Here is a 15,933-nt window from a genome sequence, read left to right as displayed (position 1 = left end):
TAGGGGTTGCACAAGCTAGTGAATGTTATAATATCACATCTTTCTCATTCATTACGATGACTAGACGCATTATGTTACATAAAAATACGCTTCTTTGCGCTGGACTTAGCGCCGTTTTTTTGTTCGCTCAGACTTCTGCGGCAAATGCCGCCGTGGTTACCTCAATGAAACCCTTAGGCTTTATCGCTTCCGCTATCGCTGATGGCGTTACGCAGACGCAGGTGCTCCTGCCTGACGGAGCCTCAGAGCATGATTATTCACTGCGTCCTTCTGATGCAAAACGCTTACAGAACGCAGACTTAGTGGTCTGGATTGGTCCAGAGATGGAAGCGTTCATGGACAAGTCAACGCAAAGCATTGCGGCGAATAAAAAGGTGACCATCGCTGAGCTTGCCGGCGTGAAACCGTTGCTCATGAAAGGGGCGGATGACGACGATGACGATCATGGCCATGAACACGCCGCAGGGGAAAATAGTGACGGCGATCACCATCATGGTGTTTACAATATGCATCTATGGTTATCCCCAGAGATAGCGCGGCTTTCAGCGGTTGCAATCCACGATAAATTATTGGAACTTATGCCGCAGAGTCGAGCCAGACTTGACGCCAACCTGAAAGAATTTGAGGAAAATTTAGCCTCAACCGATAAGCAGGTGAGTAACGAGCTCGCACCGCTGAAAGGCAAAGGGTATTTCGTTTTTCATGATGCCTATGGCTACTTTGAAAAACACTACGGTCTGACCTCGCTGGGGCATTTTACCGTAAACCCTGAAATACAGCCCGGTGCGCAGCGTTTACACGAAATCAGAACACAGCTGGTTGAGCAAAAAGCGACGTGCGTTTTTGCTGAGCCACAGTTCAGGCCAGCCGTTATAGAAGCTGTTGCCAGAGGCACCTCTGTGCGCATGGGAACTCTGGACCCTCTCGGTAGCGGAATTAAGCTGGGTAAAGAAAGCTACCCGCAGTTCCTCGACCAACTGGCGAAACAGTATTCGAGCTGCCTGAAAGGAGATTAACGAGGAAGTGAATACGTGCAACAGATAGCCCGCGCTGTCTCTCAGGCATTCAACAATTTGCCACGACCTCATCGCGTCATGCTGGGGTCGTTGAGCGTTCTGACATTAGCGGTCGCCGTCTGGCGACCCTATATCTACCATCCGGAATCCGCCCCTATCGTCAGGACTATCGAGCTGGAAAAAAGCGAAATCCGCTCACTGCTGCCGGAAGCCTCCGAGCCTATCGACCAGGCGCCGCAGGAAGAAGAAGCCATTCCTCAAGATGAACTTGATGATAAAGCCGATAGCGAATCAGGCGGCCACGAATACGTGGTCTCCACCGGCGATACGCTGAGCAGCATCCTCAACCAGTACGGTATTGATATGGGCGATATCGCCCAGCTCTCCTCCGCCGACAAAGAGTTGCGAAACCTGAAAATCGGCCAACAGCTTTCGTGGACCTTAACGGCAGAAGGGGATTTGCAAAGCCTGACATGGGAAATGTCGCGCCGTGAAACCCGCACCTATGACCGGGTCGCGAACGGCTTTAAAATGAGCAGCGAGCAGCAGAAAGGGGACTGGGTCAACAACGTGCTGAAAGGCATCGTGGGCGCAAGCTTTGTCGCCAGCGCTCGTGAAGCCGGGCTGACCAGCACGGAAGTGAGCGCAGTGATCAGAGCGATGCAGTGGCAGATGGACTTCCGCAAGCTGAAAAAAGGCGATGAGTTCTCGGTACTGATGTCGCGCGAAATGCTTGACGGTAAACGGGAACAGAGCCAGCTGCTGGGCGTGCGTTTGCGCTCAGAGGGCAAGGATTATTACGCGATTCGCGCGGAGGACGGCAAGTTCTACGATCGCAACGGTACCGGTCTGGCGAAGGGCTTTATGCGCTTCCCGACGGCGCGCCAGTTCCGCGTCTCATCGAACTTTAATCCGCGTCGTCTGAATCCGGTGACCGGGCGCGTGGCCCCGCACCGCGGCGTCGATTTTGCGATGCCGCAGGGGACGCCGGTTCTTGCGGTCGGCGATGGTGAGGTCGTGGTGGCTAAGCGCAGCGGCGCGGCGGGATACTATGTGGCCGTACGCCATGGTCGTACCTATACCACCCGCTATATGCATCTGCGTAAACTGCTGGTGAAACCGGGGCAGAAAGTGAAACGCGGCGATCGTATTGCGCTGTCAGGTAACACCGGTCGTTCTACCGGCCCGCACCTGCACTATGAGGTGTGGATTAACCAGCAGGCCGTGAACCCATTAACGGCGAAACTGCCGCGTACCGAAGGGTTGAGCGGTTCCGATCGCACCGATTACCTGGCGCAGGTCAAAGAGGTTATGCCGCAGCTGCGGTTTGACTAGCAGGATCTCAATGCAAGCCGGTGCCTGTCGCGCGCCGGCTTTTTCTTTTGTAGGTTCCCCGTCGTATCGCTAAACTATACCCACAATAAGTCGCCTTACGGCTTCTGAGGCTGCAACTTGCGGTTTGACGGTGCGGTTTGACGGGACTACCCCCATTATCTTTTTTTATGCAGTACGGCTGTGGACTGGGCATGGAAACGAAAAAAAATAATATTGAGTTTATTCCAAAATTTGACAAATCCTTTTTACTCCCGCGCTACTGGGGCGCCTGGCTGGGGGTTTTTGCGTTTGCCGGCATCGCCCTGACGCCTCCCTCTTTTCGCGATCCGATCCTCGGTAAACTGGGACGTGCGGTGGGTCGGCTGGCGAAAAGCTCACGCCGTCGTGCGCAGATAAACCTGCTGTACTGCTTCCCGGAAAAGAGCGAGCAGGAGCGCGAGGCAATTATCGATGAAATGTATATGTCGGCGCCGCAGGCGATGGTCATGATGGCCGAGCTGGGGCTGCGGGATCCGGCTCATGTTCTCTCCCGCGTCGACTGGCAGGGCAAAGAGATCATCGAAGAGATGCAGCGTAATAACGAAAAGGTGATCTTTCTGGTGCCGCACGCCTGGGGGGTAGATATTCCGGCGATGTTGATGGCTTCGGGCGGTCAGAAAATGGCGGCAATGTTCCATAACCAGGGGAATCCGGTCTTCGACTACGTGTGGAATACCGTCAGACGTCGCTTTGGTGGGCGTATGCATGCGCGCAACGACGGCATTAAACCGTTTATCCAGTCGGTCCGCCAGGGCTACTGGGGCTACTATTTGCCCGACCAGGATCACGGCGCCGAGCACAGCGAGTTCGTCGATTTCTTCGCGACCTATAAAGCCACCCTGCCGGCGATTGGCCGGTTGATGAAAGTCTGCCGCGCGCGCGTGGTACCGCTGTTCCCGGTTTATGATGGCAAAACGCATCGTCTGACGGTGCTGGTGCGTCCGCCGATGGATGATCTGCTGGATGCCGATGATCACACGATCGCGCGACGAATGAATGAAGAGGTCGAGATTTTCGTCAAGCCGCATACCGAGCAATATACCTGGATCCTCAAATTGCTGAAGACGCGTAAACCGGGGGAAATCGAGCCTTATCAGCGCAAAGAGCTCTTTGCGAGAAAGAAGTAGCGCCTGCCTGCATCTTCCCGGCCCAGCCACAGAGAGCCAATGAACCTGGCGGGTTCATTGGCTGTATTGTCGGAGTAAAGCCATATGCTCGCTTATCAACCGGTAGCGGTATTCCGGGCGGCCGGTGAGACCATAGTGGTTATTGGTGAAGAGGATCCCCGTCTTTTCCAGCCAGATTAAATACTTACGGCACGAAACTCTGGAGATTTGCAGTGCGTTGGCTATCTCATTGGTTGAAAAAGCGTTCTCCTGATGGCTATCAATCCATTGGCACACCAGGCGCAGCGTTTGCGGCGTTAATCCCTTAGGTAAGCGGCGGGTGTTATCCGGGCGCTGAATACCGCTGCGCAGTAAATCGTCAACATCGGACTGCTCGAAGCAGGATTTGGCGTGTTGCAGCTCGCGTCGTTTGCGCCATGTCAGCAGCGCCTCTTCAAAGCGCGGGAACTGAAAAGGTTTAATTAAGTAATCCACCACGCCATAGTGCATCGCCGTCTGGACGGTTGCCGCATCTGCGGCGGACGTAATCATGATTGCATCGATGCTGCGGGCGCTGGTACGTAGGGTGGGCAGCAGATCCAGCCCACTCTCTTGCTGCATATACACATCCAGCAGGACTAAATCGATCGCGGGCGTATGATTCAGCATCTGCTCGGCTTCCCCCAGCGTTGAGGCGATACCGCAGCAGCGAAAGTCGGCGACCCGGCTGATAAACAGCCGGTTCAGCTCCGCAACCATCGAATCATCATCCACAATAAGCACATTGAACATGCGCGGTTCCTTAGACTATCGGGAAGCATGGGAGTCGACGTCTGGATGCTTCCCGCAGGTTTAATGAAGGACGGTGTGGCTACAGCGATGAACGCTTATAGGAGGTGTAACGCGCGTGCCAGAACGTTTTATCAATATTGGCGATCAGCTCTTCCTCGCTGAGTTTGGCGGCGACGCCTTCGGCCTGGGCCACCAGGGCGACATCAAGGGCGATGGCCCGGGAAATCATCTCAATATCTTCCACCGCCGGTAATAATCCGCCTTTGCCGGTGGTGGCTAACGGCGAGTGGGCCGCCAGCGTTTTACTGCAGGTAATCAGCATGGCTTCGGTGACGCGCTCCGCTTTGACCGCCAGGATACCTAACCCCAGACCGGGGAAAATATAGGCGTTGTTGCACTGCGTGATATCATAGGTCTCACCCTGGCAAAACACCGGTTCAAACGGGCTACCGGTGGCGATCAGCGCGCTGCCCTGGGTCCATTCGAGCAATTCTTTCGGCTGCGCTTCGGCACGGGAGGTCGGATTAGAGAGCGGCATCACAATTGGCCGCGGGCAGTGGCGATGCATTTCTTTGATAATCTCTTCACTGAACAGACCCGGCTGGCCGGAGACGCCAATGAGTACGGTCGGGTGCACATTGCGCACGACATCCATCAACGACAGGTTGGCAGACGTCACATCCCAGTGGGCAATGGTGTCTCGCGGCGTCACGAGGCTTTGCTGAAAATCGAGCAGATTGGGCATCTCGTCGGTCAGTAAACCAAAACGATCGACCATGAAGACCTTGTTGCGGGCTTCTTTCTCCGACAAACCATCATCCACCATCAGCGCAATAATTTTTTCGGCAATCCCGCAGCCGGCGGAGCCGCCGCCGAGGAAAACAACCCGCTGGTCGCGTATACGGGTGCCCGCCACTGCGGCGGCGGCAATCAGCGTACCGGTGGTGACGGCGGCTGTGCCCTGGATGTCATCGTTGAAGCAGCACAGCTGGTTGCGATAACGTTTAAGCAGGCGGCCGGCATTCTTCTGGGCAAAATCTTCAAATTGCAGCAGGACATGCGGCCAGCGACGTTTTACCGCATCGACAAACATATCCATAAACTCCATATACTGATCGTCATTAATGCGCGGATGACGCCAGCCCATATACAGCGGGTCTTCCAGGTGCTTCGCATTGTTGGTTCCGACATCGAGCATCACAGGCAGCGTCGATGCAGGATGAATGCCGCCGCAGGCGGTATACAGCGAGAGTTTGCCAATCGGAATCCCCATCCCGCCGATCCCCTGATCGCCCAGACCAAGAATACGCTCGCCGTCGGTGACGACGATCACCTGAATATCGTTGCGGGAGAAGCTTTGCAGCATCTCATCAATGTGATGGCGGTTAGGCCAGGAAATAAACAGACCGCGCCCGCGGCGATAAATCTCGGAGAAGTGTTCGCAGGCTTCTCCAACGGTTGGCGTATAAATGACCGGCAGCATCTCTTTCATATGGCTGCGCAGCAAATGATAAAAGAGCGTCTCGTTAGTATCCTGAATATTCCGCAGATAGATATGCCGGGAAATGTCACGCTTAAATTCACTGAACTGCTTCCACGCGCGATCCGTCTGTTCTTCGATGGTTTCGACATTATGCGGCAGTAATCCCTGAAGATTAAAAGCCGTTCTTTCCCCCTCGGTAAAAGCGAGTCCTTTATTTAATAGCGGATTTTCCAGCAGAACTGCGCCATTGTAAGGGGTATATAATGTTTCTTTGGCTAACATTTCGTGACTCCTGAACATTGTTTAAATAAATACAGGTTTAACCCGGTAAATACTATTTCGCCGGGGACGGCAGTTAAGAAATTAAATAAATCATGATGCCTTCGGTAACCACCCCAATGGCGGTGCCGAGTAAAATTGAGGATGAGGCCGGTTCAATATAGGTATCGCTGCGTAGCGCAAACATTCCGGCGGCGATGGCCGAAGGGGTTGCGCCAATAATAATGACCTGCTGCATCAGCGTGTGGCTAAGACCGAAAGCCAGGCCTGCCACGGCCATCATGGCGGGCTGAATCAGATTTTTAATACTGATGTTGGTGCAGGTCTGAATATTGACCGTCGGGCGTTCTCCATAAAACAGCAGACCAAGCGCGAACAGCGACAGGCCGCCGGCAATTTTCCCGACCATTTCAATCGGCATGCTGAGCATATGCGGCAGCTGTACGCCAGCAAGGCTCAGCAGCACCCCGGTGATGGGAATCCAGACGATAGGGTTTCTGATAGCCTTCATCAGGTTTTGCGCAATCAGCTTACCGGCATGAATATCCTCTCCATCATCAGCGGCATGTTTATCGCCCATACGAATCAGGATTATCGTCAGGGGAATCATGAAGACGCTGGTGATTAAGTTGCCGATAAGCACGCCAAGAAACCCTTCAGGCCCAATCAGGACGGCAAGGACCGGCGCGCCGAAATAGGCCATATCAGGAAATGCGCATACCAGGGACTGGAGTGCGCTGGTTTTGATATCATGGCGGAAAACGTAGCGCGAGATCAGCAGGGTAAGAAAATAGGACCCCATCAGGCCAATCACTAATACGGCCATAAAGGCGAAGTTTTTAATTTTATCCGGGTTGGTATTTAACGCCCCAATAAAAAGATGAAAGGGCAGAGCAAACCGGATGACGACGGTGGCTAACACCGAGGCGTCTTCACGACGGGTATAGCCTAACTTACCGCTGAGCCAACCGAGTAACATGATAAACACTAATGGGAACAATGATTGCAATAGCAGCGTAGGCATAAATTATCCTGAAAATAGTGTGTAGGGTTCGTTGTGTTTTTTAATCTAGCGATCCCCTATGGTATGAAAGGTGATTGAAATCACAGTGGCGGTTGTTTAAATAATTTCGCTTTGGGAACTTTACTTACAAATGCGACCTCAGCGATTAACTCCTTGTTTTTCATGGTTGCGGATAACTAAATGTTGTGATGAATAACTTTAACTACGCCGTGATAATTTAAATTACTTAAAGTGGACTTTCTAACTCAGTCACAAAGTCGTGAGCGCAGTCTGTTATTTTCTTTTTTAACGGAAAGCCCTGTGCTACCGTTTTTATGTTTTTAATTCGAATACCTCTTCATTTTTTGCTTTTTATTATTATTTGACTGCGCAATTTTAATATTGCGCGACGACCCTACGCCATCTATCACAATGCAGGTGAAACATGAAAAATAATTCACTCAACCATCCGGTAGAACAAACGCACTCGAGCGGGCAAGCTCCACGCTTCTTATCCAATGTTTCCAACGTTGACGTCGGCGCCGTACCTTTAACGTTGTTTGTCGGTATCGCGACGATTGTCGCTGTCTCTGCAATGGCGGGACTACTGCCAAAGAATATGATTGGCGGACTGGCGGTCATCATGACCCTCGGATTCGCTCTGGCCAAAATCGGGCGAATGGTACCGGTGCTTAAAGATATCGGCGGCCCGGCCATTTTGTGTCTGATGATGCCGTCGGTACTGGTCTATTTCGGGGCGTTTGATCCCCATACGCTGAGCACCGTGCATCTGTTGATGAAAGAGGCCAATTTACTCTATTTTGTCATCGCCTGCCTGGTGGTCGGCAGTATTCTGGGCATGAACAGAACCATTCTTATTCAGGGTATGGTGCGCATGTTCGTTCCGCTGATTGTGGGGACCGGGGCGGCGATCGCGACGGGTCTGCTGGTGGGGAGCCTGTTCGGCTACAGCATATACCATACCTTCTTCTTTATTATTGTGCCGATTATCGGCGGCGGCATTGGGGAAGGGATCCTGCCGCTGTCGCTGGCATATTCTGCGATCCTCGGGCAAACGCCGGACGTGTATGTCGCGCAGCTGGCACCTGCCGCGGTAGTAGGGAACATTTTCGCCATCATCTGCGCGGGCTTTCTGGCACGCCTGGGTGTCCGCCGCCCGGCGCTGTCCGGCGACGGCATGTTGATTCGTAGCCATGATGATAACCACGTTTTCTCGCAGTCGCAGGGAGGGCAGTCCACCGACTTCCAGCTGATGGGAGCCGGGTTGTTAATGATCTGCGCATTTTTCATCGTTGGCGGGTTGCTGGAGAAAGTGCTGCATATTCCGGGACCGGTATTGATGATTCTGGCCGCCGTCCTGTGCAAATACAGCAAAATTATCCCCGCCGCGATGGAGCTGGGGGCGCACAGCTGCTACAAATTCGTCTCCGCAGCTCTCGTCTGGCCGCTGATGATCGGTCTTGGAATGCTGTATGTCCCGCTGGAGAGCGTGGTTTCCGTCTTCTCCATCGGCTATGTCGTCGTGTGCGGTTCCATCGTCATTGCCATGGCGTTGAGCGGGTTTTTCATCGCTTCCCGGTTGAATATGTATCCCGTTGAAGCGGCGATCGTCACCAGTTGCCACAGCGGGCTGGGCGGCACCGGGGATGTGGCGATACTCTCGGCATCGAATCGCATGTCGCTGATGCCGTTTGCACAGATTGCCACCCGTATTGGCGGTGCTTCAACGGTGATCGCGGCGACGCTGCTGCTGAGCTGGATTGTCTGATTAAGGATAAAAAAACCTGCCAGCATCAGGCTGGCAGGTAGGGGGCACGATGGGGGCGGTATTACTCGACGGTCAGAATACGCGTGGTGTTGGTGCTGCCGATGGTGCTCATGACGTCACCCTGAGTGACGATAACGAGGTCACCCGAAACCAGATAGCCTTTATCGCGCAGCAGGTTCACCGCATCGTGCGCCGCAGCGACGCCGTCGTTGGTGCTGTCGAAGTAAACCGGCGTTACGCCGCGATACAAGGCGGTCAGGTTCAGGGTATGTTCATGGCGGGAGAGGGCGAAAATGGGCAGGCCAGAGCTAATGCGTGAAGTCATCAGCGCGGTACGACCCGACTCGGTCATGGTGATGATCGCGGTGACGCCTTTCAGGTGGTTCGCCGCATACATCGCTGACATGGCAATCGCCTCTTCAACGTTGTCGAACTGGACATCCAGGCGGTGCTTGGACACGTTGAGGGTCGGGATTTTTTCTGCGCCCAGACAGACGCGCGCCATCGCGGCCACGGTTTCCGACGGATACTGGCCAGCGGCGGTTTCCGCTGAGAGCATCACGGCATCGGTACCGTCGAGGACGGCGTTGGCGACGTCCATGACTTCCGCGCGGGTTGGCATCGGGTTAGTAATCATCGACTCCATCATCTGAGTCGCGGTGATGACCGAACGGTTCAACTGACGGGCGCGGCGGATCAGCGCTTTCTGAATACCCACCAGTTCCGGGTCGCCGATTTCAACGCCAAGGTCGCCACGGGCAACCATCACGACGTCAGAGGCCAGAATAACATCGTCCATCGCGTCCTGATCGCAAACCGCTTCCGCACGCTCGACTTTCGCCACGATACTGGCATCGCAACCGGCTTCGCGCGCCAGACGGCGGGCATAGTTCAGGTCTTCGCCACAGCGTGGGAAGGAGACGGCCAGGTAATCAACGCCGATTTTCGCCGCGGTGACGATGTCCGCTTTGTCTTTCTCCGTCAGCGCTTCAGCGGACAGGCCGCCACCCAGTTTGTTGATGCCTTTATTGTTTGACAGCGGTCCGCCGACGGTGACCTCGGTGAACACTTTCAGACCCCGAACTTCGACCACTTTCAGCTGTACGCGGCCATCGTCCAGCAGCAGGATATCGCCAGGCACGACGTCCGCCGGCAGGCCTTTATAATCAATACCGACTTTCTCTTTGTCGCCTTCGCCTTTAGCCAGCTCTGCATCAAGCAGGAATTTGTCGCCGATATTAAGAAAAATTTTACCTTCTTTGAAGGTGGAAACGCGAATTTTGGGGCCTTGCAGATCGCCCAGGATGGCCACATGACGGCCCAGTTTTGCCGCGATTTGACGGACTTTATCCGCCCGCATCTGATGATCTTCCGGGGTACCGTGAGAGAAGTTCATACGTACTACGTTAGCGCCTGCGGCGATCACCTTTTCAAGGTTGTTATCACGATCGGTTGCCGGGCCTAAGGTCGTTACGATTTTGGTTCTGCGAAGCCTTCTGGACATGTAATACTCCGTTGACTAAAACAACTTTGGTGTTGCGTGAACATGGAATCGGCTGTGCCGGCCAGCAATGTCGCTATGCCGGAACGTAACCGAAGGTGTAATGGGTCACTACCTAATTATCAAGTTTTATGGGTTATCGCTGTGTACAGGCAGTTCTTTATCAAAACGCGATTCTTTCAATGCTTCCTTGACCCTCTTCAAGTTATCTCTGAATTTCGCTCCCCGACGGAGGGTAAAGCCGGTGGCCAGCACATCTATCACCGTCAACTGGGCAAGACGTGAAACCATGGGCATATAGATATCCGTATCTTCGGGGACATCAAGCGTAATCGACAACGTCGCCTCTCGCGCCAGCGGGGTCCCCGGTGATGTAATGGCGATGACCATGGCATCGTTTTCACGCGCCAACCGCGCCAGTTCGACCTGGCTTTTCGTCCGGCCAGTATGTGAGATAATCACGACCACGTCATCATCATTGCAATTCATACAACTCATGCGTTGCAGGACAATGTCGTCGGAGTAGATAACCGGAACGTTAAAACGGAAAAATTTGTTCATGGCGTCATGCGCGACGGCGGCCGAAGAGCCGAGGCCAAAGAAGGCAATTTTCTTGGCCTGCGTCAGAAGGTCGACGGCGCGATTCACCGCTGACATATCGAGAGAGTGGTGGACCTGATCTAAACTGGCCATGGCGGACGCGAAAATTTTTCCCGTATAGGACTCTACGCTGTCGTCTTCATCGACATTGCGGTTAACATAGAGAGTACCGTGTGCCAGGCTTTGTGCCAGGTGAAGTTTAAAATCGGGAAAGCCGCGGGTTTCCAGGCTCCGGCAAAAGCGGTTAACGGTCGGTTCGCTGACGCCCGCCTCCAGCGCCAGGGCCGCAATGCTTGAATGAATCGCCTGAGCAGGCGTAGCAAGAATGACTTCCGCCACTTTGCGTTCGGATTTGCTAAGGTGTTCCAGTCGGGACTGGATTTTTTCCAGCATGTTCATGGGTAACGGAGCGCTCATCAGTGGAAGCGATTTCATTAATGGATGAAATCATCAGGCGTTTTAGCAAGAATATACCTCTCCGTTATGACAAGCGGGGAAGAATAACGTTAAAAAATGTTGTTTTTTTTCATTACATGATCAGAGTCGTATTTTATTAACCTGAAACCGGTCGTAAGAACGAACAAGTCTGGCCGTTTGCCTGAATAGTCATCGGAAGTTTTCGCCACGTGCGGTTTAACGTCGGGAATGGCGGCCTGAGGGTTTCGGGAAGTTCGTAAACACAGTACAGTGTAGTGTAAGAAAATTACAAATATAGCCTGGCATAAGCACCAGTCTATCAACTGAGGAGAATGACATGGCGGTAACGCAAACGGCCCAGGCATGCGATCTGGTCATTTTCGGCGCTAAGGGTGACCTGGCGCGTCGTAAATTGTTGCCTTCCCTGTATCAGCTTGAAAAAGCTGGCCAGATCAACCCGGAGACCCGGATTATCGGGGTCGGACGTGCTGACTGGGATAAAGATGCTTACACCAGGGTCGTACGTGAGGCGCTTGAAACCTTCATGAAGGAAAAGATTGATGAAGGTTTGTGGGAAACCCTGAGCGGACGTCTGGATTTTTGTAACCTTGATGTGAACGATACCAAAGCGTTTTCCCGTCTGGGCAAAATGCTGGATCAGGAAAAACGTGTCACCATCAACTATTTCGCGATGCCGCCGAGCACCTTTGGTGCCATTTGCAAAGGCCTCGGTGAAGCCAAACTGAACGCCAAACCTGCGCGCGTGGTGATGGAAAAACCGCTGGGTACCTCTCTGGATACTTCTCGCGAGATCAACGACCAGGTCGGCGAATTCTTTGAAGAGTGTCAGGTTTACCGTATTGACCATTATCTTGGCAAAGAAACGGTGCTCAACCTGCTGGCGCTGCGCTTTGCGAACTCCCTGTTTGTCAATAACTGGGACAGCCGCACGATCGACCACGTCGAAATCACCGTCGCGGAAGAAGTGGGCATCGAAGGCCGCTGGGGTTACTTCGATCAGGCCGGGCAAATGCGCGACATGATCCAGAACCACCTGCTGCAAATTCTGTGCATGATAGCGATGTCGCCGCCGTCAGACCTCACTGCCGACAGCATTCGCGATGAAAAAGTAAAAGTGCTGAAGTCACTGCGCCGTATCGACCGTTCCAACGTGCGTGAGAAAACGGTCCGCGGTCAGTACACCGCCGGCTTCGCCCAGGGTAAAAAAGTCCCGGGCTACCTCGAAGAAGAGGGGGCGAACAAATCCAGCAATACCGAGACCTTCGTGGCTATCCGCGTGGATATCGATAACTGGCGCTGGGCCGGCGTGCCGTTCTACCTGCGTACCGGTAAACGTCTGCCGACCAAATGCTCTGAAGTGGTGGTGTATTTCAAAAGCCCCGAGCTGAACCTGTTTAAAGAGAACTGGCAGGAGCTGCCGCAGAACAAGCTGACGATTCGTCTGCAGCCGGATGAGGGGGTGGATATTCAGGTACTCAACAAAGTGCCGGGGCTTGACCACAAACACAATCTGCAGATAACCAAGCTGGACCTGAGCTATTCAGAAACCTTCAACCAGACTCACCTGGCGGATGCCTATGAACGTCTGCTGCTGGAAACCATGCGCGGTATCCAGGCGCTGTTCGTGCGTCGCGATGAGGTCGAAGAGGCGTGGAAGTGGGTTGACTCCATTACTGAAGCCTGGGCTGCCGATCGCGATGCGCCGAAGCCTTACCAGGCTGGTACCTGGGGACCGGTCGCTTCGGTGGCGATGATCACCCGTGACGGTCGTTCCTGGAACGAATTTGAATAGTGCGGATGTTATCCGGATGGGTTATTTTACCGGTAACATGATCTGACGCAGCAAGTCGCATAATTTTTGCTCTTTTAAGCCCCGGGAGGATTCACCCCCGGGGCTTTTTTTATTACACTGCGAACAGATATTTTGCCGCTGAGCTGCAGTATTGGTGCCTTTCACCTTTTAAGAAGTTGTTAAAATGCTGTGGCCGGACAGATAAAAATTCAGGAGCCTTTATGAATTCGACAATGTTACGGGTAACAAATCGCATTATCGAACGGTCGCGCGATACCCGCACTGCCTACCTCGCACGGATTAACCAGGCGAAGACCGATACCGTCCATCGCGCACAGCTGGCGTGCGGTAATCTCGCCCACGGCTTTGCTGCCTGTCAGTCGGACGATAAAGCCTCGCTGAAAAGCATGTTGCGTAACAATATTGCCATTATTACCTCTTACAACGACATGCTGTCCGCCCACCAGCCCTATGAGTATTACCCGGATATCATTCGCAAAGCGCTGCATTCGGTAAATGCGGTAGGCCAGGTCGCGGGGGGCGTTCCGGCGATGTGCGACGGTGTCACTCAAGGGCAGGACGGGATGGAACTCTCGCTCCTGAGCCGCGAAGTGATTGCGATGTCGGCCGCTATCGGCCTGTCGCATAACATGTTCGACGGCGCGCTGTATCTGGGCGTATGTGACAAAATCGTCCCCGGCCTGACGATGGCCGCGCTCTCCTTCGGCCACCTGCCGTCAGTGTTCGTACCGTCTGGCCCGATGGCCAGCGGTCTGCCAAATAAAGAAAAAGTCCGTATCCGCCAGCTGTATGCCGAGGGGAAAGTCGATCGTATGGCGCTGCTGGAATCTGAAGCGGCGTCCTACCACGCGCCGGGTACCTGCACATTTTACGGTACGGCAAACACCAACCAGATGGTGGTGGAGTTTATGGGCATGCAGCTCCCGGGCTCGTCGTTTGTGCATCCGGATGCCGAACTGCGCCAGGCGCTGACCGCCGCCGCCGCACGGCAGGTGACACGCATGACCGGTAACGGCAATGAATGGATGCCGTTAGGCAAAATGTTTGATGAGAAAGTGGTGGTCAACGGGATCGTTGCGCTGCTGGCAACCGGCGGGTCGACCAACCATACAATGCACCTGGTGGCGATGGCTCGCGCGGCGGGGATTATCATTAACTGGGATGATTTCTCCGATCTCTCCGACGTTGTGCCGCTGCTGGCGCGCCTTTACCCGAACGGCCCGGCGGATATTAACCACTTCCAGGCCGCGGGCGGCGTACCGGTGCTGGTACGTGAGCTGCTCAAAGGCGGCCTGCTGCACGAAGATGTCAACACCGTGGCCGGTTTTGGTCTCTCCCGTTACACCATGGAGCCGTGGCTGAATAACGGCGAGCTGGACTGGCGCGAAGGGGCGACGGCGCCTTTAGACGATCAGGTTATTGCCACTTTCGACAAGCCATTCTCTCGCCATGGCGGGACGAAAGTGCTCAGTGGCAACCTCGGGCGCGCGGTGATGAAAACCTCGGCCGTACCGGTTGAGAACCAGATCATTGAAGCGCCAGCGGTGGTGTTTGAAAGCCAGCACGACGTCTTGCCTGCTTTCGAAGCTGGCATGCTGGACAAGGATTGTGTGGTGGTTGTTCGCCATCAGGGGCCAAAAGCGAACGGCATGCCAGAATTACATAAACTTATGCCGCCACTTGGTGTATTATTGGACCGCCGTTTCAAAATTGCGCTGGTGACCGATGGCCGACTCTCTGGTGCATCAGGCAAGGTCCCGTCAGCAATCCACGTTACGCCTGAAGCGTACGATGGCGGGCTGCTGGCAAAAGTACGTGATGGCGACATCATCCGCGTTAACGGGCAGACGGGCGAACTGACGCTGCTGGTGGATGACGCTGAACTGGCGGCACGCCAGCCGCATGTTCCTGACCTCAGCGGTTCGCGCGTCGGGAGCGGCAGGGAAATGTTTGCAGCGCTGCGTGAGAAACTCTCCGGAGCAGAACAGGGCGCAACCTGCATCACTTTTTAAGACGATACAATTTGTAGATCTGGCGAGAGAGAAACTCTGATGAAAAACTGGAAAACAACTGCAGAAGCAATCCTCACCAACGGCCCGGTTGTCCCGGTGATCGTGGTGAAAAAGCTGGAACACGCTGTGCCGATGGCCAAAGCGCTGGTTGCCGGCGGCGTACGCGTACTGGAAGTCACGCTACGTACCGCATGCGCACTTGATGCGATCCGCGCGATTGCGAAAGAAGTGCCGGAGGCGATTGTCGGCGCAGGTACCGTCACAAACGTAGAGCAGCTGAAAGCGGTCACCGAGGCTGGCGCGCAGTTTGCTATCAGCCCGGGTCTGACCGAATCCCTGCTGAAAGCGGCGACTGAAGAAGGGACCATCCCGCTGATCCCGGGGATCAGCACCGTCTCCGAACTGATGCTGGGCATGCAGTATGGCCTGAAAGAGTTCAAATTCTTCCCGGCAGAAGCTAACGGCGGCGTAAAAGCGCTGCAGGCGATTGGCGGTCCGTTCGCGCATATCCGTTTCTGCCCGACTGGCGGGATCTCTCCGGCGAACTACCGCGACTATCTGGCGCTGAACAGCGTGCTGTGCATCGGCGGTTCCTGGCTGGTTCCGGCGGATGCGCTGGAAGCCGGCGATTACGCGCGTATTACCAAAATTGCTCGCGAAGCGGTTGAAGGCGCGAAGTAATTTTCACGCCCTGAACAATCGCGAAGTCCAGACCCGATCGCGTTGA

General features: G+C 54.3%; 12 protein-coding genes. 7 read left to right on the top strand and 5 right to left on the bottom strand.

What is annotated here, in order from left to right:
* The first annotated feature begins 71 nt into the window (after nt 1-71).
* The 3 genes from znuA (at nt 72) to lpxM (ending at nt 3,517) form a co-directional block, all read left to right on the top strand.
* Nucleotides 72-1,016, top strand: a complete 945-nt coding sequence (gene znuA, locus FNY10_RS11910) for a zinc ABC transporter substrate-binding protein ZnuA (RefSeq protein WP_100682302.1) — start codon at nt 72-74, stop codon at nt 1,014-1,016.
* A gap of 15 nt (nt 1,017-1,031) precedes the next feature.
* Entirely contained in the window at nt 1,032-2,351 is a 1,320-nt protein-coding gene (gene mepM, locus FNY10_RS11905; RefSeq protein ID WP_160704993.1) for a murein DD-endopeptidase MepM, read from the top strand.
* A 191-nt stretch (nt 2,352-2,542) separates the two neighbouring features.
* Nucleotides 2,543-3,517 carry a lauroyl-Kdo(2)-lipid IV(A) myristoyltransferase gene (lpxM, locus tag FNY10_RS11900; protein WP_100682304.1) on the top strand — a complete coding sequence of 325 codons (975 nt, stop codon included), beginning with the start codon at nt 2,543-2,545 and terminating at the stop codon, nt 3,515-3,517.
* Between the two features lie 54 nt (nt 3,518-3,571).
* Here the strand turns inward: lpxM and dcuR are convergent, their stop codons facing one another.
* The 3 genes from dcuR to FNY10_RS11885 all read right to left on the bottom strand — a co-directional run bounded on the left by dcuR (nt 3,572) and on the right by FNY10_RS11885 (nt 7,074).
* Nucleotides 3,572-4,288, bottom strand: coding sequence for a two-component system response regulator DcuR (dcuR, locus tag FNY10_RS11895; protein ID WP_160704992.1), 717 nt, complete (start codon nt 4,286-4,288; stop codon nt 3,572-3,574).
* A gap of 79 nt (nt 4,289-4,367) precedes the next feature.
* The gene (locus FNY10_RS11890; protein ID WP_131050319.1) at nt 4,368-6,053 is read right to left on the bottom strand and encodes an NAD-dependent malic enzyme; all 1,686 of its coding nucleotides are present in this window, start codon (nt 6,051-6,053) and stop codon (nt 4,368-4,370) included.
* 73 nt (nt 6,054-6,126) lie between these two features.
* Nucleotides 6,127-7,074 carry an AEC family transporter gene (locus FNY10_RS11885; protein ID WP_100682307.1) on the bottom strand — a complete coding sequence of 316 codons (948 nt, stop codon included), beginning with the start codon at nt 7,072-7,074 and terminating at the stop codon, nt 6,127-6,129.
* A 424-nt stretch (nt 7,075-7,498) separates the two neighbouring features.
* Here FNY10_RS11885 and FNY10_RS11880 point away from each other — a divergent pair, with 424 nt between their 5' ends.
* Complete coding sequence (locus FNY10_RS11880) at nt 7,499-8,842, top strand: 2-hydroxycarboxylate transporter family protein (RefSeq protein ID WP_141964336.1); 1,344 nt, start codon at nt 7,499-7,501, stop codon at nt 8,840-8,842.
* A gap of 61 nt (nt 8,843-8,903) precedes the next feature.
* On the opposite strand, the gene pyk is transcribed toward FNY10_RS11880, so the two are convergent.
* Both pyk and FNY10_RS11870 read right to left on the bottom strand, forming a co-directional pair.
* Entirely contained in the window at nt 8,904-10,346 is a 1,443-nt protein-coding gene (gene pyk / locus FNY10_RS11875; RefSeq protein WP_100682309.1) for a pyruvate kinase, read from the bottom strand.
* 126 nt (nt 10,347-10,472) lie between these two features.
* On the bottom strand, nt 10,473-11,378 hold the full coding sequence (locus FNY10_RS11870) for a MurR/RpiR family transcriptional regulator (protein WP_160704991.1): 906 nt from the start codon (nt 11,376-11,378) through the stop codon (nt 10,473-10,475).
* Nucleotides 11,379-11,697: 319 nt separating this feature from the next.
* Between FNY10_RS11870 and zwf the strand changes: the two genes are divergently transcribed.
* The 3 genes from zwf (at nt 11,698) to FNY10_RS11855 (ending at nt 15,887) form a co-directional block, all read left to right on the top strand.
* A complete protein-coding gene (gene zwf, locus FNY10_RS11865) occupies nt 11,698-13,173 on the top strand; it encodes a glucose-6-phosphate dehydrogenase (protein WP_100682311.1) in 1,476 nt (491 codons plus the stop codon).
* Between the two features lie 221 nt (nt 13,174-13,394).
* Complete coding sequence (gene edd / locus FNY10_RS11860) at nt 13,395-15,206, top strand: phosphogluconate dehydratase (protein WP_032686931.1); 1,812 nt, start codon at nt 13,395-13,397, stop codon at nt 15,204-15,206.
* Between the two features lie 39 nt (nt 15,207-15,245).
* On the top strand, nt 15,246-15,887 hold the full coding sequence (locus FNY10_RS11855) for a bifunctional 4-hydroxy-2-oxoglutarate aldolase/2-dehydro-3-deoxy-phosphogluconate aldolase (RefSeq protein ID WP_100682312.1): 642 nt from the start codon (nt 15,246-15,248) through the stop codon (nt 15,885-15,887).
* Nucleotides 15,888-15,933 lie beyond the last annotated feature (46 nt).

This window comes from Klebsiella sp. Lac1 (genome assembly GCF_009825425.1).
GTDB lineage: Bacteria > Pseudomonadota > Gammaproteobacteria > Enterobacterales > Enterobacteriaceae > Klebsiella > Klebsiella electrica.
Note: the sequence above shows the minus strand (reverse complement) of the source record. Positions and strands in the feature narration are given on the sequence as shown.

What these genes read in the sequence shown, in the direction of transcription:
- znuA (WP_100682302.1), top strand. Translation starts at nt 72, where the DNA reads ATGTTACATAAAAATACGCTTCTTTGCGCTGGACTTAGCGCCGTTTTT.
- lpxM (WP_100682304.1), top strand. Translation starts at nt 2,543, where the DNA reads ATGGAAACGAAAAAAAATAATATTGAGTTTATTCCAAAATTTGACAAA.
- dcuR (WP_160704992.1), bottom strand. Translation starts at nt 4,288, where the DNA reads ATGTTCAATGTGCTTATTGTGGATGATGATTCGATGGTTGCGGAGCTG.
- FNY10_RS11890 (WP_131050319.1), bottom strand. Translation starts at nt 6,053, where the DNA reads ATGTTAGCCAAAGAAACATTATATACCCCTTACAATGGCGCAGTTCTG.
- FNY10_RS11885 (WP_100682307.1), bottom strand. Translation starts at nt 7,074, where the DNA reads ATGCCTACGCTGCTATTGCAATCATTGTTCCCATTAGTGTTTATCATG.
- FNY10_RS11880 (WP_141964336.1), top strand. Translation starts at nt 7,499, where the DNA reads ATGAAAAATAATTCACTCAACCATCCGGTAGAACAAACGCACTCGAGC.
- pyk (WP_100682309.1), bottom strand. Translation starts at nt 10,346, where the DNA reads ATGTCCAGAAGGCTTCGCAGAACCAAAATCGTAACGACCTTAGGCCCG.
- FNY10_RS11870 (WP_160704991.1), bottom strand. Translation starts at nt 11,378, where the DNA reads ATGAAATCGCTTCCACTGATGAGCGCTCCGTTACCCATGAACATGCTG.
- zwf (WP_100682311.1), top strand. Translation starts at nt 11,698, where the DNA reads ATGGCGGTAACGCAAACGGCCCAGGCATGCGATCTGGTCATTTTCGGC.
- edd (WP_032686931.1), top strand. Translation starts at nt 13,395, where the DNA reads ATGAATTCGACAATGTTACGGGTAACAAATCGCATTATCGAACGGTCG.
- FNY10_RS11855 (WP_100682312.1), top strand. Translation starts at nt 15,246, where the DNA reads ATGAAAAACTGGAAAACAACTGCAGAAGCAATCCTCACCAACGGCCCG.